Origin of the sequence: Nocardia brasiliensis (assembly GCF_011801125.1) — a bacterium.
Taxonomy (GTDB): Bacteria; Actinomycetota; Actinomycetes; order Mycobacteriales; family Mycobacteriaceae; genus Nocardia; species Nocardia brasiliensis_C.
Genome location: NZ_CP046171.1, coordinates 1,249,375 through 1,269,924 on the forward strand (window position 1 = coordinate 1,249,375; position 20,550 = coordinate 1,269,924).

Consider the following 20,550-nt stretch of genomic DNA (forward strand, 5'->3'; position numbering starts at 1 on the left):
CGCGGCTGGAGGAGTCGAGCATGACCAAGAAGCCGGAATCCCAGTTCCTCGGTCCGGAGCAGCGCCGAACGGCCTGGGAGCGGTTCGGTAAGGACCATTTCGACGTGGTCGTCATCGGCGGTGGCGTGGTCGGCGCGGGCATCGCCCTGGATGCGGCCACCCGCGGCCTGCAGGTCGCGCTGGTCGAGGCCCGCGATCTCGCCTCCGGCACGTCGAGCCGGTCGTCCAAGATGTTCCACGGTGGCCTGCGCTATCTCGAGCAGTTGGAGTTCGGCCTGGTGCGCGAGGCGCTGCGCGAGCGTGAGCTGGCGCTGTCCACGCTGGCGCCGCACCTGGTGAAGCCGCTGCGTTTCCTCTATCCGCTCACCCATCGCGCCTGGGAACGCCCGTACGTCGCGGCGGGCCTGGTGCTCTACGACACCATGGGTGGCGCCAAATCCGTTCCCGGTCAACGACATCTGACCAGGATGGGCGCGCTGCGGCTGGCGCCGGGACTCAAGCGCAACGCACTGATCGGCGGCGTCAGCTACTACGACACCGTGGTCGACGACGCCAGGCACACCATGACGGTGGCGCGCACCGCCGCGCACTACGGCGCGGTGATCCGCACCTCCACCCAGGTGGTCGGCTTCCTGCGGGAGGCGGACCGGGTGGTCGGCGTGCGGGTGCGCGACAGCGAGGACGGCCGGACCGCGGACGTGCGCGCGCATGTGGTGATCAACGCGACCGGCGTGTGGACCGACGAGGTGCAGGCGCTCGCGCATCAGCGCGGTCGGTTCCATGTGCGCGCCTCCAAGGGCGTGCACATCGTGGTGCCGCGCGACCGCATCGTCAGCGATGCCGCGATCATCCTGCGCACGCCCACCTCGGTGCTGTTCATCATTCCGTGGGGCTCGCACTGGATCATCGGCACCACCGACACCGACTGGAATCTCGATCTCGCGCATCCGGCCGCGACCAAGGCCGATATCGATTACCTGCTCGATCGGGTCAACGAGGTGCTGGTCACGCCGCTGACCCACGACGACATCGACGGCGTCTACGCGGGCCTGCGGCCGCTGCTGGCGGGGGAGAGCGACGAGACCTCCAAGCTGTCGCGCGAACACGCCGTCGCTCGCGTCGCGCCGGGGCTGGTCGGCATCGCGGGCGGCAAGTACACCACCTATCGGGTGATGGCCTACGACGCGGTCGACGAAGCGGCACAGGACATTCCGGCCCGGGTTTCGCCCTCGATCACCGCGAAGGTGCCGCTGCTCGGCGCGGACGGCTACTTCGCGCTGGTCAATCAGACCGTGCAGTTGGCCGAGGCCTACGGCGTGCACCCGTATCGGATCAAGCACCTGCTCGATCGTTACGGTTCGCTGATCGACGAGGTGATGGCCATGGCCGAGGGCAAACCGGAACTGCTGCAACCGATTACCGACGCCCCGTCGTATCTGCAGGTGGAGGCCGTCTACGCGGCCGCGGCCGAGGGCGCGTTGCATCTGGACGACATCCTGGCTCGGCGCACCCGTATCTCCATCGAGTACTCCCATCGCGGCGCCGACTGCGCCGAGGAGGTGGCACGGCTGGTGGCGCCGATCCTCGGCTGGGACGATGCCGAAATCGCGCGGGAGGTAACGACATACCGCGCGCGGGTCGAGGCGGAGATCCGTTCGCAGACCCAGCCCGACGACGCCTCGGCCGACGCGTTGCGCGTCGCGGCGCCCGAGCCCAGGCCCGAGATCCTCGAGCCGGTGCCCGCCGACGGCTCGGCGAGCAAGGGTGCGCGGCAGCCGAATTCGTAGCGGTTCAGGCTGTGCCGAGCATGGGCGGCGGCAGCGCGATGGTGCGGCCGCCCGGCACCGTGGTCACGCACGCGGGCGGCGAGCAGTTCGAGCACGGCGAATTCCTTCGGCACCGACGAACGCAGGATGTGCGCGGTCATCCGCCCTGGAACCAGAAAACCAAGCTGTCCGTGAGAATTTCGGATGCGCCTGGGCACAGGTCAGTGCGGTGTTTCCTGCCGTACCGCCCAGCCGACGAGCGAACGCAGGTAGCGCAGCACCATCTCCTCCGGATGCGCCACCGGATCGGTGAGATGCAGGCGTGCCAGTTCTTCCATGGCGGCCAACAGGATTCGTTCGGTCGGGCCGTCCGGATCGACCGTGACGCCGGTGTATCGGGACAGGTGCCGCGCGCCGATCGCCCTGGCGTAGGAGCGGCCGAGCTCGAGCCGGGCCCGCAGATCGGGCGGCCCGCCGTCGGGCGGGCTGAGGATGATCCGCCAACTCGTCGGTGCCGCATGCAGATACGCGAGGATGCCGCGGCCGACCTGATCGATGTCGGACTCCTCGGGCCAGTCGATGGTGCCGATGCCTGCCAGCGCGATCGCCGACTCGCGGTCGAGCAGCGCGGTCATCAGCCCGGACAGATCGGTGAACTGCTGATAGACCAGGGCGCGCGCGACCCTGGCCGTGCGCGCCACCCGATCGATGCTGACCGCGGCGAAGCCGTCCTCGGCGACGATATCGCGTGCGATATCGAGCAATTGGGCGCGTCGGTCGGCGGCCGACATCCGGCGTTTCGGAACCGCCGCGGCGTTCGTCGGTGCGTCGGCGGGCTGTGCGGGCGGGGATTGAGCGGCGAGCTCGGATGTGGCGCGATCCGTGGTCACCGCACTGACGGTAGCGCAAGCAGCAGCTCGACGGCGGTCGCCGCACTCTGCACCGCGCTCTCCATGGTCGCCGACCAGTCGGTCGCGGTCCAGTCGCCGGCCAGGACCAGAGTCGGTACCGAGGTCCGCTGTGCCGGGCGCAGCCCGTGCGTGCCTACCACCTGGGAAAACGTGGCTTTGGGCATGCGCACCACGTGGCCCTGCAGCACGGTCGCCGCGCGCGCGGCCGGGTAGTAGCGCCGCAGCAGCGCCATCTGCTCGGTGACGATCTCCTCGTTCGACTTGTGAATCTGCTCGTAGGCGCCGCTGGTGGTCAGGCAGTACAGCCAGGCTCGCTCGGTGCTGCGGCCGGTCATGCGCTGGCGGTCGAAGACCTCGTCGATCACCCCGGTGCCGCCGATCAAGGCCTCGAACTCGGCCGTCGTCCCGAGTGGGCGATCCAGATAGAGGTTGGTGCTGACGATCGGCGTGTAGCCTAGTTTGTCTGCGGCCGAATAGATTTCGGCGTGCTCGGGCAGATCGTCGAGCAGCCCGTTGATGTTGGAGTTGGGCACCGCGCAGACCACCGCGTCGGCGGGCACGGTGCTGCCGTCCGCGAGCGCGACTCCGGTCACCCGGCCCTCGGCGATCTCGATGCGCCGGGCAACGGCGCGGTGTCGCACCTGAACACCGTGCCGCGCAAAGACTTTCAACGCACCGGTGACATAGAGCGTGTCCAGGTCGGCGGTCGGGTAGCCGATGGTGGCGGGCCGTCGGTGTTTGATACCGAGGCGGATGCCCGTCGCCATCACATCGGCGAGCACCTTCGCCGATTCCTGCTGCACGGGTTCGGCCGCGACCCCGAGCGCCAGCCAATCCCACAGCGCCTCACGGGCTTTGGCGGGCATGCCGACCCGCTCGAACCATTGCTCGGTGGTCAGGTCGGGTAGATCCGCTGGCTGGCGCAGGCATTGCCAGCCGAGCCTGGCGGTGGCGACGGCGGCCCGCGCCCGCTCCAGCAGGGAAGCGTCGGGATGTGCACCGGAGAGGGTGCGCAGCGCGCCGAGACCCTTCGTGTGCATGGTGACGCTGCGCCCGTCCGGCCAGCGCAGGGTCGCATGGTGTGGAAACGCGACGTACTGGCGGGTGCCGACGCTGGTGAGGTACCGGAACAGGTGTTCGTACCCGCTGGCGATCACGTGCTGTCCGTTGTCGGGCGGATCGTCGGCGGCGTCGACCCGCATGGCGTGGGTGCGCCCGCCGAGCCTGCCGCGTCGTTCCAGCAGGGTGACCTGCTTGCCCGCCTCGGCGAGCCAGACCGCGGCCGCGAGCCCGGCCAGTCCGCCGCCGATGACCACGTACTGCCGTGGATCGTTCATGCCGCACTCCTCGATAACTTACAAAATGCAAGTTATGTGAGTGGGGTCACTTCGTCAAGGGCGCGGCGATACCGCGGACACCGAGGGGTGCGGCGCTTGGGGTGTCGAGCCCTGACCCGAATTCGGGTGCAGCAGAAGGTAGCTGAACACCACGGTGGCCAGTGTCGCCAGCGTTGCGAAGAACAGGCGTCCGGCGATCGCGAGGAACAGTCGTCCACCCGTTCTCGGTACCGTCGTCATGGCTTGCTCCTGTGCTGTGTCGTGACTGCCACGGATGTAGTCGTGTCGCGCGCGCCGAGCATTAGCAACTGAGTGGCAAATTACAGTGCCTGGCGGGTGATAGCTCGGTGGCACGCCGGGATTCGCCATGTTCGGACGGTAGGAGCAGGTGCGTTCGCACGACAGCGGCGCGCAACTGGGGAGTCGGTGACCTGCGTCGATGTCGAGCGGCGGCGGCAACTGGGTGCGCCGTCGCCGGCGGTTCAGCTCGTCGGTTCCGGCTGACAGCGCGGGCAGAAGTAGATGCCGCGCTCGCGTTTGGCGAGCCGATCGGTCTCCGGCGCGGTGTCGCCCAGTAGGCGCACCGCGATCCGCGTGCCACAGCGCTGGCACGGCCAGCGGGTACGCCCGTACGCCAGCGGACGCCATGGCGGTTCGTGCACGGCCTTGTTCAGCACCCGGTGCGCCTCGTGTACCAGCGCGAGCAGGTCGGGCACCGCGCGCACCGGGGTCGCCGGGTGGACCCGCCGCAGGTAGCAGATCTCGCTGCGGTAGATATTGCCGATACCGGCCAGATTCCGCTGATCCAGCAGCGCGACCCCGATCGACTGGTCCGGCTGTTTCTCCAATCGGGTCATCACCTCGGCGACATCCCAATTCGGCCCGAGCAGGTCGGGGCCCAGATGATCGATCACCGTGTGTTCGTCGGCCAGGCGCAGCACCTCGACCTTGCCCAGCGAGAACCCGACGGCCTCGACGTCCTCGGTGCGCAGGACCAGCCGTGCGGTGACGCGCGGCCTGGTCCAGCGCTGCCCGCAATGGAAGACCCGCCAGACGCCCTCCATCTTGAGATGGGTGTGAATGCTCACCGTCGGGGTCCTGATGAAAAGGTGCTTGCCGTAGCTGCCGACGCTCTGCACGACCTGGTCGCGCAGATCCACCGTCGCGTAGCGCGGCACCCGAAAGTCGCTGCTGGTCAGGGTCTTTCCCACGAGCGCGGCGCGCAGCCGGGCCGCGGCGAAGTAGACCGTGTCACCCTCGGGCATCGCACCACCGCGATGTGCTGTCGCGGGTCACGGCCGGGTCCGCAGCCGCAGTCCGCGCGGGGTGGCCGAAAAGCCGGCCTCGGTGAGAAAGCCCGCGAAGGTGTTGCCGTGCACCGTTTCCCCGTCCACCTTGTCGATCACGAGGGAGTCGACGCGACGACCATGCACCAGGCCGGCCAAGGCGTGCGCGGCCCGCCGCCGGGCGTCCGGATCCTCGGTGAAGGTGAGCAGCGTTTTGCCGCCCCGTTCCAGATACAGCACCAGGTCCCCGTCGACGAGCACGACGAGCGCGCCCGCCTTCCGGCCCGGCCGATGGCCGCCCTCGCTCTCGCCCTTGGGCCACGGCAGTGCCGCGCCATACGGATTCGCCGGGTCGCAGGCGGCCAGCGCGAGGGCTTGACCGGCCTGCGCGGCGGTCTCGGACGGACGGCGCTCGGTGTCGAACGAGCGCAGCCGATCCACCACATCGGTGGTGGAGAACTGTGCGCCACCGAGCGAGTCGACGAAATAGCCACGGCGGCAACGGCCGCGGTCCTCGAACTCGGTGAGCACCCGGTACATCAGCGCGAAACCGCCCGGAATGCCTTCGCTCTGGACCGAACCCCTGGTCAGGACGCCGTACCGTTCCAGAAGCAGGTCGGCGGTCGCGTGGGCTCGAACGGTGTTGTCGGCCACCCGTTCCGGCAGCAGCGACCAGCGACCGGCCACCGTCGGCGGCCCGGAACGGGTCGGCATGCTGGGCCGGGGCAGGTAGGCCCGCCCGCGCGGCGCGCGCCGTGGCGTCCGATGCGCGGTCGAGGTTCGGGTGGTACCAGACAACAGCGCCCGCACGGGAGCGAAGGTATCGCCGGAAACTATTCCCGCCCAGACCAATTCCCATAGGGCCGCGGCCACCTGGGCGTCATCCAGCAAACCGGTGGCGTCGGAGAGTTGGCGGAAGAAGTAGGCGCCGCCGCCGTGCGGTACGGGGGCGAGTCGAGGGGCAGGCACACCGGTGCCGGATGGCCGGGCGTCGGGCGCGTCGAGGTCGAGCTCGACCGGTTTCTGTTGGGGTAGCGCGGCATTCGCCGGTGGTGGCGTGAGCGTCGCGCCGAGCGCGCTGAGCAGGCTCAGCTGCACCTCGGACAGTTCGATGTCGTCGGGTGGGGCCAGCGTGAACGGCGCCTGTTCGGTCAGGTGCAGCGCGATCCAGCCGTCCTTGGCCGTGATCGAGCCGTGGCCGGACCAGCTGACCTCGCCGGTGGCCATCAGCTCGTCCAGCATGGCGGGGGAGTAGTCGCGCACCCGGGCGGGCAGGACGAGCGATTCCCAGGCCGAGGCCGGAATCGGCACGCCGGCCAGCTGTTCCACCACCGCGGCGACGCCGTCGACACCGCGGAGTTCGCTGCTGCCGATGTGCTGCCAGGCGGGCAGAAAACGGCCGAGGGTCGCCGTCGACACCGGTTCGACCTCGTGCCTGGCGGCGGCGAGCGAGCGGCGGCGCAGCCTGCGCAGTACCTGTGCGTCGCACCACTCGGAGCCCGCCGCACCCGGCGTGAATTCGCCTTCGACGACGCGCTTTTCGGTGACCAGCCGGTGCAGCGCGGTGCCGACGACCGCGGTGCCGAGGCCGAATCGCGCCGCGACCGCCTCCGTGGTGAACGGGCCGTGCGTGCGCGCGTAGCGGCCGACCAGGTCGCCGAGCGGGTCGGGGACCGGCTCGATGAAGGCCGCAGGCGTCCCGATCGGCAGCGGCACGCCCAGCGCGTCGCGCAGCCGGGACGCATCCTCCACGGCCACCCACCAGCTGCGGCCCGCGAAGCTCACCGCCATGGCCCGCCGCGCCGCGAGCAGCTCGGCGAACCAGTCGGCCGGGTCGGCCACGCAGCGCTCGGCCGCCTCGGCGGCGGTGAGCGGGCCGAGTAGACGCAGCAGATCGGCAAGGCCCTCGGCGTCACGCGCGTGGCGTTCCGGGGTGATGCGCTGCAGTTCGCGTTCAGTCAGTTCGAGCACAGCGGCGTCGAGCAGTTCGCGCAGTTCCACCCGGCCGAGCAGCTCGGCGAGCAGGCTCGAATCGAGCGAGAGGGCGGCGGCGCGACGTTCGGCCAGCGGGCTGTCGCCGTCGTACATGAACTGGCCGATGTAGTCGAACAGCAGCGCGTTGGCGAACGGTGACGGGGTCGCCGTCTCGACCTCGACCAGGCGCAGTTGCCGCCGGGCCACCCGGCTGAGCACGTCACGCAGGGACGGCAGATCGTAGACGTCGCGCAGACATTCGCGCACCGTCTCCAGCAGGATCGGGAAGTCGGGGAACTTCTGGGCGACGTCGAGCAGCTGCGCCGATCGTTGCCGCTGCTGCCACAGCGGGGCGCGCTTGCCGGGATCGCGACGCGGCAACAGCAGCGCGCGGGCCGCGCACTCGCGGAAACGGGAGGCGAAAAGCGCGGAGCCGCCGACCTGTTCGGTGACCACGTCGTCGATCTCGTCCGGCTCGAAGACGAACAGTTCGGCGCCGGGCGGCTCGTCGGTGGTGTCGGGCAGGCGCACCACGATGCCGTCGTCGGAGGCATTGGGCGCGGCGTCAACACCGAAGCGTTCGCGCAGTCGCGCGCCGATCGCCAGCGCCCACGGCGCGTGCACCGGGAGCCCGTACGGTGAGTGCAGCACCAGCCTCCAGTCGCCGAGCTCGTCCCGGAAACGCTCCACCACCAGGGTTTTGTCGCTCGGCAGGTGGCCGGTCGCGGTGCGCTGCTCGTCGAGCAGGGCGCTGAGATTGCTCGTCGCGAAGGCGTCCAGTCCCGCTGCCGCCGTGAGCTTTTCCAGGTTCTGCGGATGTTGTCCGACCTTGCGCACGAATTCGCCGAGCGCGCCGCCGAGTTCGGCGGGCCTGCCCAAGCCGTCGCCGTGCCAGAACGGCAGCCTGCCCGGCTGTCCGAACGCGGGCGTCACCAGCACCCGGTCGAAGGTGATCTCCTCGATCCGCCAGCTGGTCGCGCCGAGGGCGAAGACGTCGCCGACCCGCGACTCGTACACCATCTCCTCGTCGAGTTCGCCCACCCGCGAGGCCTTTTCGCCGACCATGTACACCGCGAACATGCCGCGGTCGGGGATCGCGCCGCCCGAGGTCACCGCGAGGCGCTGGGCGCCGGGGCGGCCGGTGAGGGTGCCCGCGTCGCGGTCCCAGACCAGCCGCGGGCGCAGTTCGGCGAACTCGTCGGACGGGTACCGCCCCGCCAGCAGGTCGAGCACCGACTCGTAGGCCGAGCGCGGCAGGGTCGCGTAACTGCCGGTGCCACGCACGATCTCGAACCAGGCGTCGACGTCGATGGGTTCGAGCGCGCACGCCGCCACCGTCTGCTGGGCCAGGATGTCGAGCGGGTGCGCGGGGATCTGGATGGCCTCGATCTGACCGGTGGTCATCCGCTGGGCCGCGACAGCGCAGTGGATCACGTCGGTGCGGTGCTTGGGGAACAGCACGCCGCGCGAGATCTCGCCGACCTGATGCCCGGCCCGGCCGACCCGCTGCAGCCCGCTCGCGACCGAGGGCGGCGCCTCCACCTGAACCACCAGGTCGACCGCGCCCATGTCGATGCCGAGCTCGAGGCTGCTGGTCGCGACCACGCAGCGCAGCCGCCCGCTCTTCAGGTCGTCCTCGATGATCGCGCGCTGCTCCTTGCTCACCGATCCGTGATGCGCCCGCGCGAGCAGCGGGCTCGCGCCGTGCACCACCTCGCTGGTGGCGCCGATCAGGGCGGGCGGCTGGTGCTCGAGCTGCACCGGCGCACCGATCCGCTCGGCGTAGGTCTCGTTGAGGCGGGCGGTGAGCCGCTCGGCGAGTCTGCGCGAATTCGCGAACACGATCGAGGACCGGTGATCCAGGACGAGATCGACGATGGCCTCGTCCACGTGCGGCCAGATCGAGCCCTGCTCCGAGTCGCCCAGTTCGGTCATGTCCGCGACCGGCACCCGCACGGACAGATCGAAGGTCTTCGGTGCGGGCGGCGAGACGATGGTGATCGGCGCGTTGCCGACCAGGAAGCGCCCAACCTCGTCCGGCGGCCGCACGGTCGCCGACAGGCCGATGCGCTGGGCCGGACCGCTCGGCGCCCGGTCGTCGCCTTGGCGCGGCTCGGAGGTCAGCATGTCGAGCCGGGCCAGCGAAAGAGCCAGGTGCGACCCGCGTTTGGACCCGGCGATCGCGTGCACCTCGTCCACGATCACGGTGCGCACGTCGCGCAGCGTCTCCCTGGCCGCGGAGGTGAGCATCAGGAACAGTGATTCGGGCGTGGTGATCAGGATGTCCGGCGGGGTGCGCTGCATCGACCGCCGGTCGGCCGCGCTGGTATCGCCGGAGCGGACGCCGACCCGGATCTCCGGCGGGTCCAGGCCCAATCGTTTGGCGGTCTGGGTGACGCCGACCAGCGGCGCCCGCAGGTTGCGTTCCACGTCCACCGCGAGCGCCTTGAGCGGGGACACATACAGCACCGAGGTGCCGGTGCCGGCCTCCGATGGCGCCCTGGTGGCCAGCCGATCGATGGCCCACAGGAACGCCGACAGCGTCTTGCCCGACCCGGTCGGCGCGATCACCAGCGTGTGCTCGCCCGCCGCGATCGCCGCCCACGCCCCCAGCTGCGCGGACGTCGGCGCCGGAAACGCACCGTCGAACCACTCCTGGGTAGCCGGGGAGAACTGAGCCATGCCATCAGTCTGCACCCGGGCACCGACACATCCCTCGGTGTCAACCACCCTGGCGGTCGCTCGCGTGCGCACCCGGATCCCGCGTGGGGACGGGCTGGGCGTGATCGCGGCCGTACCACCGGCCGCCTGCGCGTACTCGAGTCTGGCCGGAATCCGCGAAGCCCCGCAACGGATAGTCGTAGGCTCTGTCCCGTGCACAAGGTGCTGAGACTCGACCTGGTCAGCCATGGAATGACCGAGGCGATGCGGAAGGCACGTTTTCCAGTCGACGAATCGCTGACCGAAGCAGGCCGCCGCGCCATCTCCGGCAGCACCGCGCTGGCCGCACCTCGGGTGCTCACCGGTCCGGAACGCCGGACGGTCGAGACGGCGGCGCTATTGGGGCTGCCTGGCGAAGAGGACACCCGACTACGTGACTTGGACGCGGGGGCATGGCGCGGTGGCGCGCTGATGTCGGTGCCGCAGGACGAGCTGTACGCCTGGCTCACCGACCCGAAGTTCCGTGGCCACGGCGGTGAATCCGTGGTGGACGTGATCGAGCGGACCAGGTATTGGATGGCCGAGATCGCCTCCGAGGGGAAATCCACCATCGCCGTCACCCACCCCGCGGTGATCCGGGCCGCACTGCTGGTGACGCTGGACGCACCGCCGAAGTCGTTCTGGCGGATCGATATTCCGCCGGGCAGTGTCACCCGGCTGCACTACCGCGGGGAATGGACGCTGCACTTCACCGCCTGACCGCTACGGCGTCGCGCCGCTCTTCGCGGCGAGCGGGCCGGTGCCGAGCGTGAGCAGCATGCGCAGGGCGTCGGTGATCAGTCTGGCCGGGATGGACGGATCGATGGCGCGCTGCATGCCGAGCCCGATGCCCATGCTGAGGATCCCCGTCGCGGCGTCCTCGACCGGTACCGGCAGATCCATCCCCAGCGTGTCGGCCAACGTCTGTACCTGCGCGGCAACGGCGCCGCGCAGCACGCCGAGGCTGGACACGAGCGCGGCCCGCAGCATCGGGTCGTCCCGCGCGACGGTCGCGAACTCGAATTCGAGCATGGTCCAGCCGACGTCGCCGATGGTGTGCTCGGCCCATTCCTGGAACCGCAGCAGCTGGTCGTCGAAGTCGCCGCCGGCCGCGAGCAGGTCGGTCACCTCCTGGAACTTGGTCGCGTGGATCAGCTCGAGCACCTCGAGGCCGAGCTCCTTCTTGGTGCGGAAGTTCGAGTAGACGGCGCCCTTGGAGTACCCGGCCTCCTCGGCGACCCGTTCCAGACTGGTGCTTGCGTAGCCGTCCGCCAGGAACAGGTCGCGGGCCGTGGCGATCAAGTCCGCGCGGGTGCGGGCCTGGCTCTCGGATCGGGTCAGACGTGCCATGCCGTGATTCTACGTACCGATAGATTTCGGATACCGCTGGTATTTGGATTCTGCTAGTGTTTGCAACCATGGGTAGCAAGAACGGGTCGCAGCGGCGCGGCCTGGCCATCGGCTGTGGCGGCACGCTGGGCGCGGCGTGGATCGTCGCGGCGCTCGCGTCGGTGCGAGATGTGCTCGATTGGGATCCGCGCGAGGCCGACGTCCTGATCGGCACCTCGGCGGGCGCCGAGCTGGTCACCATGCTCGGCAGCGGTATCGCCGTGGACGAGCTGGTCGCCGTGCAGGACGGCACCTCGATGCACCCGATCCTCACCGAGCACCTGCGCTCCGGGCCGGGACGGCTGCCTCCGGTGCCGCGCCCGCGCCTGGGCTCGCTCCGATTGCCCTTGCGGCGCACGGATTCCGGGCAGCGGCTGCTCACCGCGGGCAGCGGGTTGCTTCCGGTCGGCGGCGGCGACGCGAGCTGGTTGCAGCGGCTGGCCGAGCGGCTGAATCCCGGCCGCGCCTGGGTGTCCCATCCGGCGACCTGGTTGGTGAGCATGGATTACGCGACGGGAGAACGGGTTCCGTTCGGCTCGCCGGACGCACCGGCGGCCCCGCTCGGCGCGGCGTTGCGCGCCTCGTGGGCGGTGCCCGGCTGGTTCCCGCCGGTGCAGATCGACGGTCGCCGGTTCATCGACGGCGGGGCGGGCTCGACCGCCTCGGTAGACCTGCTCGTGCCCGCGAAGCTGGACGAGCTCGTCGTGCTCGCTCCGATGGCCTCGACCGGGAAGATCCCCGCGAGCGGGCCGGGTCACTTCCTCGAACGGCAGCTGCGCAATCGCATGAGTGCCGCGCTCGATGCGGAGATCGCTCAGCTGCGCGCGACCGGTACCAAGGTGCTGCGCATCGACGCCACCGCCGCGGATCTCGCGGTCATGGGCCCCAATTTCATGGACGGCCGCCGCCGTCTCGACACCTTCCAGCACAGCCTCACCAGCACCCGTCGTGCGGTCGAACAAGGAGTCTTCGCATGAGAATTCTCGGTCACGGCTACCCCGGCCTCGAGCTGAAGGGTGCCCGGGTGCTGATCACCGGCGCCGGTCGCGGGATCGGGCTGTCCACCGCGGAACTGTTCGCGGGCAAGGGCGCCGAGGTGGTGATCGCCGATGTCGATACCGCCGCCGCCGAAACCGCCGCTGCCGCACTGGGCGCCAGGTCCTACGAACTCGATGTGCGCTCGCGAGGCCAGTGGGACAAGGTGATTGCCGATCTCGGCCACGTCGACGTGCTGGTCAACAACGCGGGCGTGATGCCGGCGGGTGCCTTTCTCGACGAGCCGGATGTGGTGGGGCAGGCCACGATGGACATCAACGTGTGGGGCCTGATCCACGGCATGCGCGCCGTCGCGCCCGGCATGATCGAGCGCGGCCGCGGCCATATCGTCAACGTGGCCTCGTTGGCGGGCAAGATCCCGGTGGCCGGTCTGGCTGTCTATAACGCGAGCAAGTTCGCCGCGGTGGGCCTTTCCGCCGCAACGCGTTTGGAGTTCGCGCCGCAGGGGGTGAGCGTCAGCTGCGTGCTCCCCTCGGCCGTGCGGACGCGGCTCTCGTCCGGCCTCGCGCTCGGCAACGGCATGCCGACGGTCGATCCCGAAGACGTCGCCGCCGCCATCGTGCGCACGGTCGACACCCGTAAGGCCGAGGTCGCCGTCCCTAACTACCTGGGCCCCATCGACGTCGCGCTGGCCGCCGCTCCCGAGCGCGCGGTCCGCCTGGTCCGCCGCCTCTTCGACGGTGACCGCGCCCTGCACCCCGCCGACGAGAAGACCCGGGCCGAATACGAGGAGCAGGTCCGCAACATCAGCTGACCCTCCGTGCCCGCGGTGCGTGAGCCCCGACCTTCTCGGCTGGGCTCGTTCCGCACCGGCTGTGCCGACGGGGTCGGCACACATCGCCGTTCTCGACCCTGCCTGACAAACCGGGCACTGGTACAGCAGGCGATACGGCGTCGCATTCACTCGACCCACGGTGGGCTTTACAACGACTGTGGGCCGGCCGAGGGCTGGCCACAGTCGTTGCGGCGGAGGGGTTCAGCAGGTGGTGGGGGCGGGGTCGCCGCGGAAGCGGGCCTCCACGTAGTTCCATGCCTCGGCGAAGCCCGCGGCGGCGGTGGTGAGGTGTTCGGCGATCTCGTAGGGGCGGAACTCGACTTGTGCGCCCGCCTTGCAGTAGCGGTCGACGACCTCGGCGACCGGTGGGAAGAAGGTCATTTCATCGAAGCGACCCTGCCAGATGAAGGTGGGGATGCTGGGGACGCCGTCGTAGTAGCGCAGGCTGTTCTCCCGCAGCACCTGGTGCGCGACCGGGCTGTCCATCAGGCTCTTCGACGCGGCCATCTGCTCGGCGTTACGGAACGCGCCGTGGAACAGCAGGAACCGGCGGCAGGCATCATGGGTGAATTCCCGGAACCACAAACCGTTTTCATTGAGCTGATCCGAAACCGGCAGCCGCTCCGGGTATTCGCGTTCCAGGCCCATCGCAGCGGCGAAGGCCAGCCCGAAGCCGGGGTGCGGCGCGAAGCCCAGCGCCATCGCCATCTCCTCGAGATCGGCGGGGATACCGCCCGCGACGGCCGCGGTGAGCTTCAGGTCGGGGGCGTAGGTGGGCTGCAACGCGGCCGCCCAGGCGGTAGCCATGCCGCCGCCGGAGTAACCCGCAATGGCGACAGGCGAATTGCCGAGTCCGAGTTCGGTCACCTTCTGCACGGCTTTGACGCTGTCCAGCGTCATCATGCCGCTGAGCCGGGCGGCGCCGTAGGCCGAGGTGGGGCCGAGGTAGTCGGGCAGCGAGACCGCCCAGCCGCGCCCGATCGGCAGCATCGCGCCGACTGCGTCCTGGAGCTCGCCGTTGAACAGCGAACGCGACGGGTTGCACTGGGTGCCAAGGGAATTGATGAGCGCCTGATAGGAGACCAGCGGTGGGTTCTTGACGCCGAGCGGCAGCAGCACCGTGGTCACGCCCATGACCGGCTTGTTCTGCGAATTGGTGGACCGGAAGGCGACCTGCCAGCCCTCGGTCCCGACGTACGGGCCGGTGTCGATCTTGCGCGAACGTACCACGTCACCAGGTTTCAGGTCCGCCAAATTCGCTGGCGCACTGTAGAACACGTCCGGGTCCGGGGTGGGGTACAGCGGCTGGGCGGTCGTCGCGGGCAGGCCTACCAGGCCCATCGGGACGATGCTCAGCATCAGGATCGCGATCCTGAACGGAACTCTTCGCACGGCTTTCCTTCGAATCTCGGCCGCCATCGACTCGCCGACCCCGACTTTCGTTCGGCAGTTCGGACGGACCAGCACTGCAGGGAGAGGTCGCGGCGAACATCGTCGTTCGCTGCGTGGACGGTAAGCAGGAACCCACAGCCGCACCGAGGGGCGGACCGGCACACCACCTTTCGACTCGACGCTGCGGATTGCGCGGCAGACGGCACCATCCGCAGCGAAAGTAGCGTCGAGGCGGCCGCCCCGCGCGACCGGCCCCGGCAAATTGGACAATTAACAACTCGGCACCTGTGCACCTGCACAAGATCACTATTGCCAAGCGTGCGCAACTCCCGCCCGTCGTCGTTGGGAGCCGTTGGCTATCACCGCAGTAGGGCTGTGTGGCGCCGTGCGGCGACGGCCGGTGTTTCGTCCGGCTGACCCTGTTGTCGCCGAAGCGGCGGGCTGTCGAGTCGACGCGCGGTGGGTTCGCCGGGATGTCGCCACGCGCTCGGCGCACCCGGCGGGGCGGCCGGTGCGCGGTCGGCGATCAGTGACTGAGTGGTGGCTGTCACAACAGACCGCACATCATGCATAGTGTGTGCCCATTCACAGGTGATCGAATTGGGCAACATGCTCAACAAAGTGAGCAAAGGTTGTTCAGTTAGCGCTTTGAAGGCAGGGTATGCGGCAAGAAGTGCTCAACTAGGAAGGCGCCCGATCGGTGCCGACCGGAGGTGGACCGAATGACCGAGCTCGCCGATCACGACCTGATCCCGGCTCCGTATGACCTCGCCGACCGTTACCGCGTCGGCGCGGGCACCGTTGTCCTCACTGGCGTCCAGGCGATTGCCCGACAGCTGGTGGAGCAGCACGTGCGTGACCTGCGTGCCGGGCGCCGGGTCGGCACCTTCGTCTCGGGCTACCAGGGCAGTCCGCTCGGCGGCGTCGACAAGATGCTCAGTGGCATGCCGAATGTGCTGGCCGAGCACGACATCGCGTTCGTCCCCGGTCTGAACGAGGAACTCGCGGCCACCTCGGTGTGGGGGAGCCAGGCCGATCTGCCCGCCGGGTCCGCCACGCACGACGGTGTGGTAGGCGTCTGGTACGGCAAGGGGCCCGGCCTCGACCGCGCGACGGACGCTTTGCGCCACGCCAACATGTACGGTGCGAACGCGCGCGGCGGTGTGCTGCTGCTCGTCGGTGACGACCCGGCCTCCAAGTCCTCGACGGTGCCCGCGGTGAGCGAACGCTCGCTGGCCGCGATGAACATTCCGGTGCTGTTTCCCCGCAATGCGCGCGAGATCATCACCATGGGCCTGCACGGGGTCGCGCTCTCGCGCGCCTCCGGCTGCCTGGTCGCGCTGAAGATCGTCGCCGATGTGGCCGACGGCGCCTGGGCGGTCGAGGGCAACGTGGGCGACATCGACATCACCGTGCCCGAGATCACCTGGGAGGGACGCCCGTTCAGCTACCTGCAGCGTCCGATGGCCGCGCCGACCGACAGCGTGATCGCCGAGGCCGACCTGTACGGGCCGCGCTGGGAGACGGTGAAGGCGTACAGCACGCTCAACGAACTCGACGTAATCGAGGTGAACCCGGCGCAGGCCACGATCGGGATCGCCGCCACCGGAACGACTTTCGACGCGGTCCGGCAGGCTCTGATCGACCTCGGCGTCGACGACGACGCGCTCATCCGCTCGGGTGTGCGGCTGCTGCGCATCGGCATGCCGTATCCGATTGCGCCGCAACGGGTCCAGCAGTTCGCGCAGGGCCTCACCCGCCTGGTGGTGGTCGAGGACAAGACCGCCTTCATCGAAACGCAGATCCGTGAAATCCTCTACGGCACCCCGGATGCCCCCGAGATCATCGGTAAGCGCGACGCCGCGGGCCGTCCGCTGTTCAGTCAGGACGGCGAGCTCACCACCGGCCGGATCGCCAAGCCGCTGTGCCGCGCGCTCGACGGCTTCGTGGAGATGAAACGCCCACTGCCGCAGCCGCTGTCGCTGGCCGTACTGCCCGCCAAGCGGGCCGCCTACTTCTGCAGCGGCTGCCCGCACAACCGCTCCACGGCCGTGCCGGAGGGCTCGCTGGCCGGTGGCGGCATCGGCTGCCACACCATGGTGACCATGTCCGGTCGTGAGGACAGCAAGGTCACCGGCTTGACCCAGATGGGCGGCGAAGGCGCGCAGTGGATCGGCCAGGCGCCGTTCACCGACGTGCCGCACCTGTTCCAGAACATCGGTGACGGAACGTATTTCCACTCCGGCCAGCTCGCCGTGCAGGCGTGTGTCGCGGCCAAGGTGAACATCACCTTCAAGCTGCTCTACAACGACGTCGTCGCGATGACCGGCGCACAGGATGCCGAGGGCGCGCTCGCGGTGCCCCGGCTCACGCACAAGCTGGCCACCGAGGGGGTCGCGCAGATCATCATCTGCGCGGACGAGCCGAAGAAGTATCGCAAGCGAGACCTGGCCGCCGGCACCCGGCTGTGGCACCGCGACCGGCTCGACGAGGCGCAGCGCATCCTGCGCGAGATCCCCGGCGTCACCGTGCTCATCTACGACCAGCACTGCGCCGCCGACGCGCGCAGGCAGCGCAAGCGGGGCACCCTGCCGGTGCGCCAGACCCGAGTGGTCATCAACGAGGCGGTCTGCGAGGGCTGCGGCGACTGCGGTGTGAAGAGCAACTGCCTGTCGGTGCAACCGGTGGAGACCGAGTTCGGCCGCAAGACCCGCATTGATCAGACCTCCTGCAACACCGACTACAGCTGTCTCGACGGCGACTGCCCGTCGTTCGTCACGGTGGAATTGCCCGATCCCGCGAAAGCGAAGAAGCGTAAGAGCACTCAGCGTCCGACGCCGCCGGTGCTGCCCGACGTGCGGTTCGACCCGCCGACCGCGACGCAGAATGTCTTCCTCGCGGGCATCGGCGGCACCGGCATCGTGACCGTGAACCAGGTGCTGGCGACCGCCGCGCTGCGGGCCGGATACGACGTGGCGAGCCTGGATCAGATCGGCCTGAGCCAGAAGGCGGGCCCGGTCGTCTCGCACCTGCGGTTCGTCGCGGGCGAACTGGAGCCGGCGAACCGGCTGACCCCCGGCTCCGCGGACTGCATCGTCGCCTTCGACCTGCTCACCGCGACCGACAACAAGAACCTCGCCTACGGGTCGAAGGAGACGACTCTGTCGGTCGCCTCCACCAGCAAGACGCCGACCGGGGACATGGTGTACGACAAGTCCGTTCAGTACCCGGAGACGCCCGCGCTGCTGTCCCGGCTCGAGCAGGCCTCGCGGGAACTGCGTTCGTTCGACGCGCTCGGCGCGGCGGAGGTGCTGTTCGGCAACACCGCGGCGGCCAACTTCCTGATGGTCGGCGCCGCGTACCAGCTCGGTGGGCTGCGGCTGCCCGCGGCGGCGATCGAGGAGGCCATCGAGATCAATGGGGTCGCCGTGAACGCGAACATCGCGGCCTTCCGGTGGGGCCGGGTCGCGATCGCCCGCCCGGACGAGTTCGCCGCCGCCGTCGGCCGCCCGCAGGCCGAGCGGGCCGAGATCAAGGTTCCGGCAGACCTTTTCGACACGTTGACCGCCACCGGTGAGACCCGGCGGCTGGTCGAGCTGCGAGCCGCCGAGTTGATCGGCTTCCAGGGCGTGCGGGTCGCGCGCGACTACGTGACGACCGTGCAGCGGGTGTGGGCGGCGCAGCAGCGGGTCACCGACCGGACCGAGTTCAGCGAGCAGGTGGCGCGCGGTCTGTTCAAGTTCACCGCGTACAAGGACGAGTACGAGGTCGCGCGGCAGCTGATCGACCCGGCCTTCCTGGACCAAGTCGCGGGCCAGCTGCCCGAGGGCACCAACCTCACCTACAAGCTGCACCCGCCGATCCTGCGCGCCATGGGCCGCAAGAAGAAGATCGGCATCGGGCCGCGCGGGCACATCGCACTCAAGGTGCTGGCCAAGGGAAAGCGGCTGCGTGGCACCAAGTTCGACATCTTCGGTTACGCGCACGTGCGCCGGGTCGAGCGGGCCTTGCTCGCGCACTACACCGACATGGTGCTGGCACTGGCGGGTTCGCTCGACGAGGCCGGTTACGACCGCGCGGTCCAGGCCGCGGCGCTCGCCGACACGGTGCGTGGTTACGAGGGCGTCAAGCTCGTGAACGTCGAGGTGTACCGAAACAGCCTGCGCGAACTCGGCATCGAGGCGCCGCAGGTGTGAACGAGCGTGGGCTGGGCAGTAGTCCACGCGCCTGGTCGAGCGTAAAGGCCACGCTCCCAGGCACATGAGAAGCGACCCGGAACCGTATCGGTTCCGGGTCGCTTCGCTGTGTGCGGGTGATTCGCGTGCCGCGTCAGGCGCCCACCCTGCGGTGGCGGATGACGGTGACGGCCAAGGCGAGCGGGGGTGTCAGCGTGAGGATGCCGAGCACGGTGACCACGAGCGGCGTCCTGGCGGGGAGGGCCAGGCACAGGGCAATGACACCGGCGGTGATGGCGAGGGCGAGTACGGACACGCCGACGCCGGGCCAGGTCCGGCCGGAGCCGAGCGCGCGGCCGCGTTGGGCCGTCGGCTGGTCGGTAGGTGCGGGATCGGCCGCGGCGACCTCGCCGCGGACAGGATCGGGCGTGAGCAGGGGCACTGTCGTCTCTCAGGGTTCAGTGGACAAGTCGCGCAGGCAATACCCGTTCGACGGCATCGCAATCAGCCCTGATCGGCCTGATTTCTCGGACACCGCCGCGGCCTCCCGAATCGTGCGCGTGCACCGGGGTCGGCCGAGGGCGACGAACTCCGGGCCGGAAACACACTGGCGGCCCATCGGCGTGGCGCGGGATCTCGTTGCCGCACGCTGAAGTTCGTACCTGACGTGCACTCATCATAGCGTATGTGCATGGAGGCTCGCGCTGCGGCAACGTCTTCCGCGTGGCCGTCTCCGGAGCCCGCCGCGAGCGCTTCTCAAATCTATTGCCCCGAAACGGAACCGATCGGGCATCGGCGGCGTCTAATCCCGTGACTGGACACAGTAAGGAACAAAGGTGGGGGTTGGCATGAACGCTTTGCAGCTGAGCCGGGGCATCGAGGCGACGGGCACGACCACCGCGTTCGCGCATCCGAGCCTGCGCGACTATCTGGACCCGGCGGACGGGCCGTGGGGCGGACTGTTCGCGGCACCGCTTCGGCTCGAATTCGTCGAGTACGACGAGCTGGGCAGTCGAGACGCCGTCGCGGGTGCGCCGATAGTGCTTCCCGTGCACACCGAGTGTCAGGCCGAGCGATTGCGCGCGATCCGGGCGCGGCACGCGATGGCGTTGCTCGTCGCGGTGACCAACGACGTCACCGGTCATTCGACCTATTCGGCGATCCGGTCGGGGGCGAACTTCGTCGTCAATCTCGCGATCTCGGTGGAGCGCCAGGCCGAGGTGCTGCGCGCCCGGCTCCTCGACCACGCCGGCGCCCTGCCGAGAAGGCCGCGTCCGGCCGTCCTCGGTGCGGTACCCGATCGCGCGTCCGCCCCGGCCGCGCGGGCGCAGCGCCCCGGCCGCGACAGCACGCTTTCCACCGCGAACGGCTCGCGCGCCGCCGCCCCGCCGGACCGACCCGAGCTGGACGAGTTCGACACCCGCCTGCTGCGCATGCTGCGCACCACCATGACCGTGGCCGAAATCGCCAGGCAGAACTACCTTTCGGAACGATCGATGTACCGGCGCATCCGCAATCTCTACGACACCCTCGGCGTCTCGGGCCGCAACGACCTGATGAACTCCGCCGAGCCCACCCCCACCCGCTCCCTCACCGTCCTACGGGCGTGAGCGGCCGCCCCGCACCAACCCGACCGATCCCACCGCCGCCGACCGGCTGGCGCAACTCACAAAGTCCTGCTGCACTCGGCCACCGCTGATGAATTGGACGCCGCGAATAACCTGCGACGCAAACGAATCCATGAATCTGAGTTCGGTCCGAACGCGAGAACGGCCCGGAACCTGTCGGT

At 69.5% G+C, this 20,550-nt stretch carries 14 protein-coding genes; 6 read left to right on the forward strand and 8 right to left on the reverse strand.

Annotation, left to right across the window (positions count from 1 at the left end; translation table 11 throughout):
- Nucleotides 1–20 precede the first annotated feature (20 nt).
- Nucleotides 21–1,787: a glycerol-3-phosphate dehydrogenase gene (gene glpD, locus F5X71_RS05610; RefSeq protein ID WP_167460968.1), complete on the forward strand. Its 1,767-nt coding sequence runs from the start codon at nucleotides 21–23 to the stop codon at nucleotides 1,785–1,787.
- A gap of 200 nt (nucleotides 1,788–1,987) precedes the next feature.
- On the opposite strand, the gene F5X71_RS05615 is transcribed toward glpD, so the two are convergent.
- The 5 genes from F5X71_RS05615 to F5X71_RS05635 all read right to left on the reverse strand — a co-directional run bounded on the left by F5X71_RS05615 (nucleotide 1,988) and on the right by F5X71_RS05635 (nucleotide 9,956).
- Nucleotides 1,988–2,557: a TetR/AcrR family transcriptional regulator gene (locus F5X71_RS05615; RefSeq protein WP_167466244.1), complete on the reverse strand. Its 570-nt coding sequence runs from the start codon at nucleotides 2,555–2,557 to the stop codon at nucleotides 1,988–1,990.
- A 95-nt stretch (nucleotides 2,558–2,652) separates the two neighbouring features.
- Nucleotides 2,653–4,014: a hydroxysqualene dehydroxylase HpnE gene (gene hpnE / locus F5X71_RS05620; RefSeq protein WP_167460969.1), complete on the reverse strand. Its 1,362-nt coding sequence runs from the start codon at nucleotides 4,012–4,014 to the stop codon at nucleotides 2,653–2,655.
- A 54-nt stretch (nucleotides 4,015–4,068) separates the two neighbouring features.
- Nucleotides 4,069–4,254: a hypothetical protein gene (locus F5X71_RS05625; RefSeq protein ID WP_167460970.1), complete on the reverse strand. Its 186-nt coding sequence runs from the start codon at nucleotides 4,252–4,254 to the stop codon at nucleotides 4,069–4,071.
- 242 nt (nucleotides 4,255–4,496) lie between these two features.
- Nucleotides 4,497–5,279 carry a DNA-formamidopyrimidine glycosylase family protein gene (locus F5X71_RS05630; RefSeq protein WP_167460971.1) on the reverse strand — a complete coding sequence of 261 codons (783 nt, stop codon included), beginning with the start codon at nucleotides 5,277–5,279 and terminating at the stop codon, nucleotides 4,497–4,499.
- Nucleotides 5,280–5,306: 27 nt separating this feature from the next.
- Entirely contained in the window at nucleotides 5,307–9,956 is a 4,650-nt protein-coding gene (locus F5X71_RS05635; RefSeq protein WP_167460972.1) for an ATP-dependent helicase, read from the reverse strand.
- Between the two features lie 192 nt (nucleotides 9,957–10,148).
- Here F5X71_RS05635 and F5X71_RS05640 point away from each other — a divergent pair, with 192 nt between their 5' ends.
- Nucleotides 10,149–10,694 carry a histidine phosphatase family protein gene (locus tag F5X71_RS05640; protein WP_029898536.1) on the forward strand — a complete coding sequence of 182 codons (546 nt, stop codon included), beginning with the start codon at nucleotides 10,149–10,151 and terminating at the stop codon, nucleotides 10,692–10,694.
- Nucleotides 10,695–10,697: 3 nt separating this feature from the next.
- Here the strand turns inward: F5X71_RS05640 and F5X71_RS05645 are convergent, their stop codons facing one another.
- Entirely contained in the window at nucleotides 10,698–11,324 is a 627-nt protein-coding gene (locus F5X71_RS05645; RefSeq protein WP_167460973.1) for a TetR/AcrR family transcriptional regulator, read from the reverse strand.
- 68 nt (nucleotides 11,325–11,392) lie between these two features.
- Between F5X71_RS05645 and F5X71_RS05650 the strand changes: the two genes are divergently transcribed.
- Nucleotides 11,393–12,340, forward strand: coding sequence for a patatin-like phospholipase family protein (locus tag F5X71_RS05650; RefSeq protein WP_167460974.1), 948 nt, complete (start codon nucleotides 11,393–11,395; stop codon nucleotides 12,338–12,340).
- Nucleotides 12,337–13,173, forward strand: coding sequence for an SDR family oxidoreductase (locus tag F5X71_RS05655; protein WP_167460975.1), 837 nt, complete (start codon nucleotides 12,337–12,339; stop codon nucleotides 13,171–13,173). The genes F5X71_RS05650 and F5X71_RS05655 overlap by 4 nt, the downstream gene beginning before the upstream one ends.
- A gap of 222 nt (nucleotides 13,174–13,395) precedes the next feature.
- On the opposite strand, the gene F5X71_RS05660 is transcribed toward F5X71_RS05655, so the two are convergent.
- Nucleotides 13,396–14,553 (reverse strand): lipase family protein, encoded by a 1,158-nt coding sequence (locus F5X71_RS05660; protein WP_167466246.1) that lies wholly within the window; start codon nucleotides 14,551–14,553, stop codon nucleotides 13,396–13,398.
- A gap of 755 nt (nucleotides 14,554–15,308) precedes the next feature.
- Here F5X71_RS05660 and F5X71_RS05665 point away from each other — a divergent pair.
- The gene (locus F5X71_RS05665) at nucleotides 15,309–18,782 is read left to right on the forward strand and encodes an indolepyruvate ferredoxin oxidoreductase family protein (protein WP_167460976.1); all 3,474 of its coding nucleotides are present in this window, start codon (nucleotides 15,309–15,311) and stop codon (nucleotides 18,780–18,782) included.
- A 133-nt stretch (nucleotides 18,783–18,915) separates the two neighbouring features.
- On the opposite strand, the gene F5X71_RS05670 is transcribed toward F5X71_RS05665, so the two are convergent.
- Nucleotides 18,916–19,203: a hypothetical protein gene (locus F5X71_RS05670; protein ID WP_167460977.1), complete on the reverse strand. Its 288-nt coding sequence runs from the start codon at nucleotides 19,201–19,203 to the stop codon at nucleotides 18,916–18,918.
- Between the two features lie 406 nt (nucleotides 19,204–19,609).
- On the opposite strand from F5X71_RS05670, the gene F5X71_RS05675 reads away from it, so the two are divergent.
- The gene (locus F5X71_RS05675) at nucleotides 19,610–20,371 is read left to right on the forward strand and encodes a helix-turn-helix transcriptional regulator (RefSeq protein WP_167460978.1); all 762 of its coding nucleotides are present in this window, start codon (nucleotides 19,610–19,612) and stop codon (nucleotides 20,369–20,371) included.
- Nucleotides 20,372–20,550: the final 179 nt, after the last annotated feature.

Bases quoted from the DNA above. Each gene is read 5' to 3' on its own strand.
- glpD (WP_167460968.1), top strand. From the start codon at position 21: ATGACCAAGAAGCCGGAATCCCAGTTCCTCGGTCCGGAGCAGCGCCGA.
- F5X71_RS05615 (WP_167466244.1), bottom strand. From the start codon at position 2,557: ATGTCGGCCGCCGACCGACGCGCCCAATTGCTCGATATCGCACGCGAT.
- hpnE (WP_167460969.1), bottom strand. From the start codon at position 4,014: ATGAACGATCCACGGCAGTACGTGGTCATCGGCGGCGGACTGGCCGGG.
- F5X71_RS05625 (WP_167460970.1), bottom strand. From the start codon at position 4,254: ATGACGACGGTACCGAGAACGGGTGGACGACTGTTCCTCGCGATCGCC.
- F5X71_RS05630 (WP_167460971.1), bottom strand. From the start codon at position 5,279: ATGCCCGAGGGTGACACGGTCTACTTCGCCGCGGCCCGGCTGCGCGCC.
- F5X71_RS05635 (WP_167460972.1), bottom strand. From the start codon at position 9,956: ATGGCTCAGTTCTCCCCGGCTACCCAGGAGTGGTTCGACGGTGCGTTT.
- F5X71_RS05645 (WP_167460973.1), bottom strand. From the start codon at position 11,324: ATGGCACGTCTGACCCGATCCGAGAGCCAGGCCCGCACCCGCGCGGAC.
- F5X71_RS05650 (WP_167460974.1), top strand. From the start codon at position 11,393: ATGGGTAGCAAGAACGGGTCGCAGCGGCGCGGCCTGGCCATCGGCTGT.
- F5X71_RS05655 (WP_167460975.1), top strand. From the start codon at position 12,337: ATGAGAATTCTCGGTCACGGCTACCCCGGCCTCGAGCTGAAGGGTGCC.
- F5X71_RS05660 (WP_167466246.1), bottom strand. From the start codon at position 14,553: ATGCTGAGCATCGTCCCGATGGGCCTGGTAGGCCTGCCCGCGACGACC.
- F5X71_RS05665 (WP_167460976.1), top strand. From the start codon at position 15,309: ATGACCGAGCTCGCCGATCACGACCTGATCCCGGCTCCGTATGACCTC.
- F5X71_RS05675 (WP_167460978.1), top strand. From the start codon at position 19,610: ATGAACGCTTTGCAGCTGAGCCGGGGCATCGAGGCGACGGGCACGACC.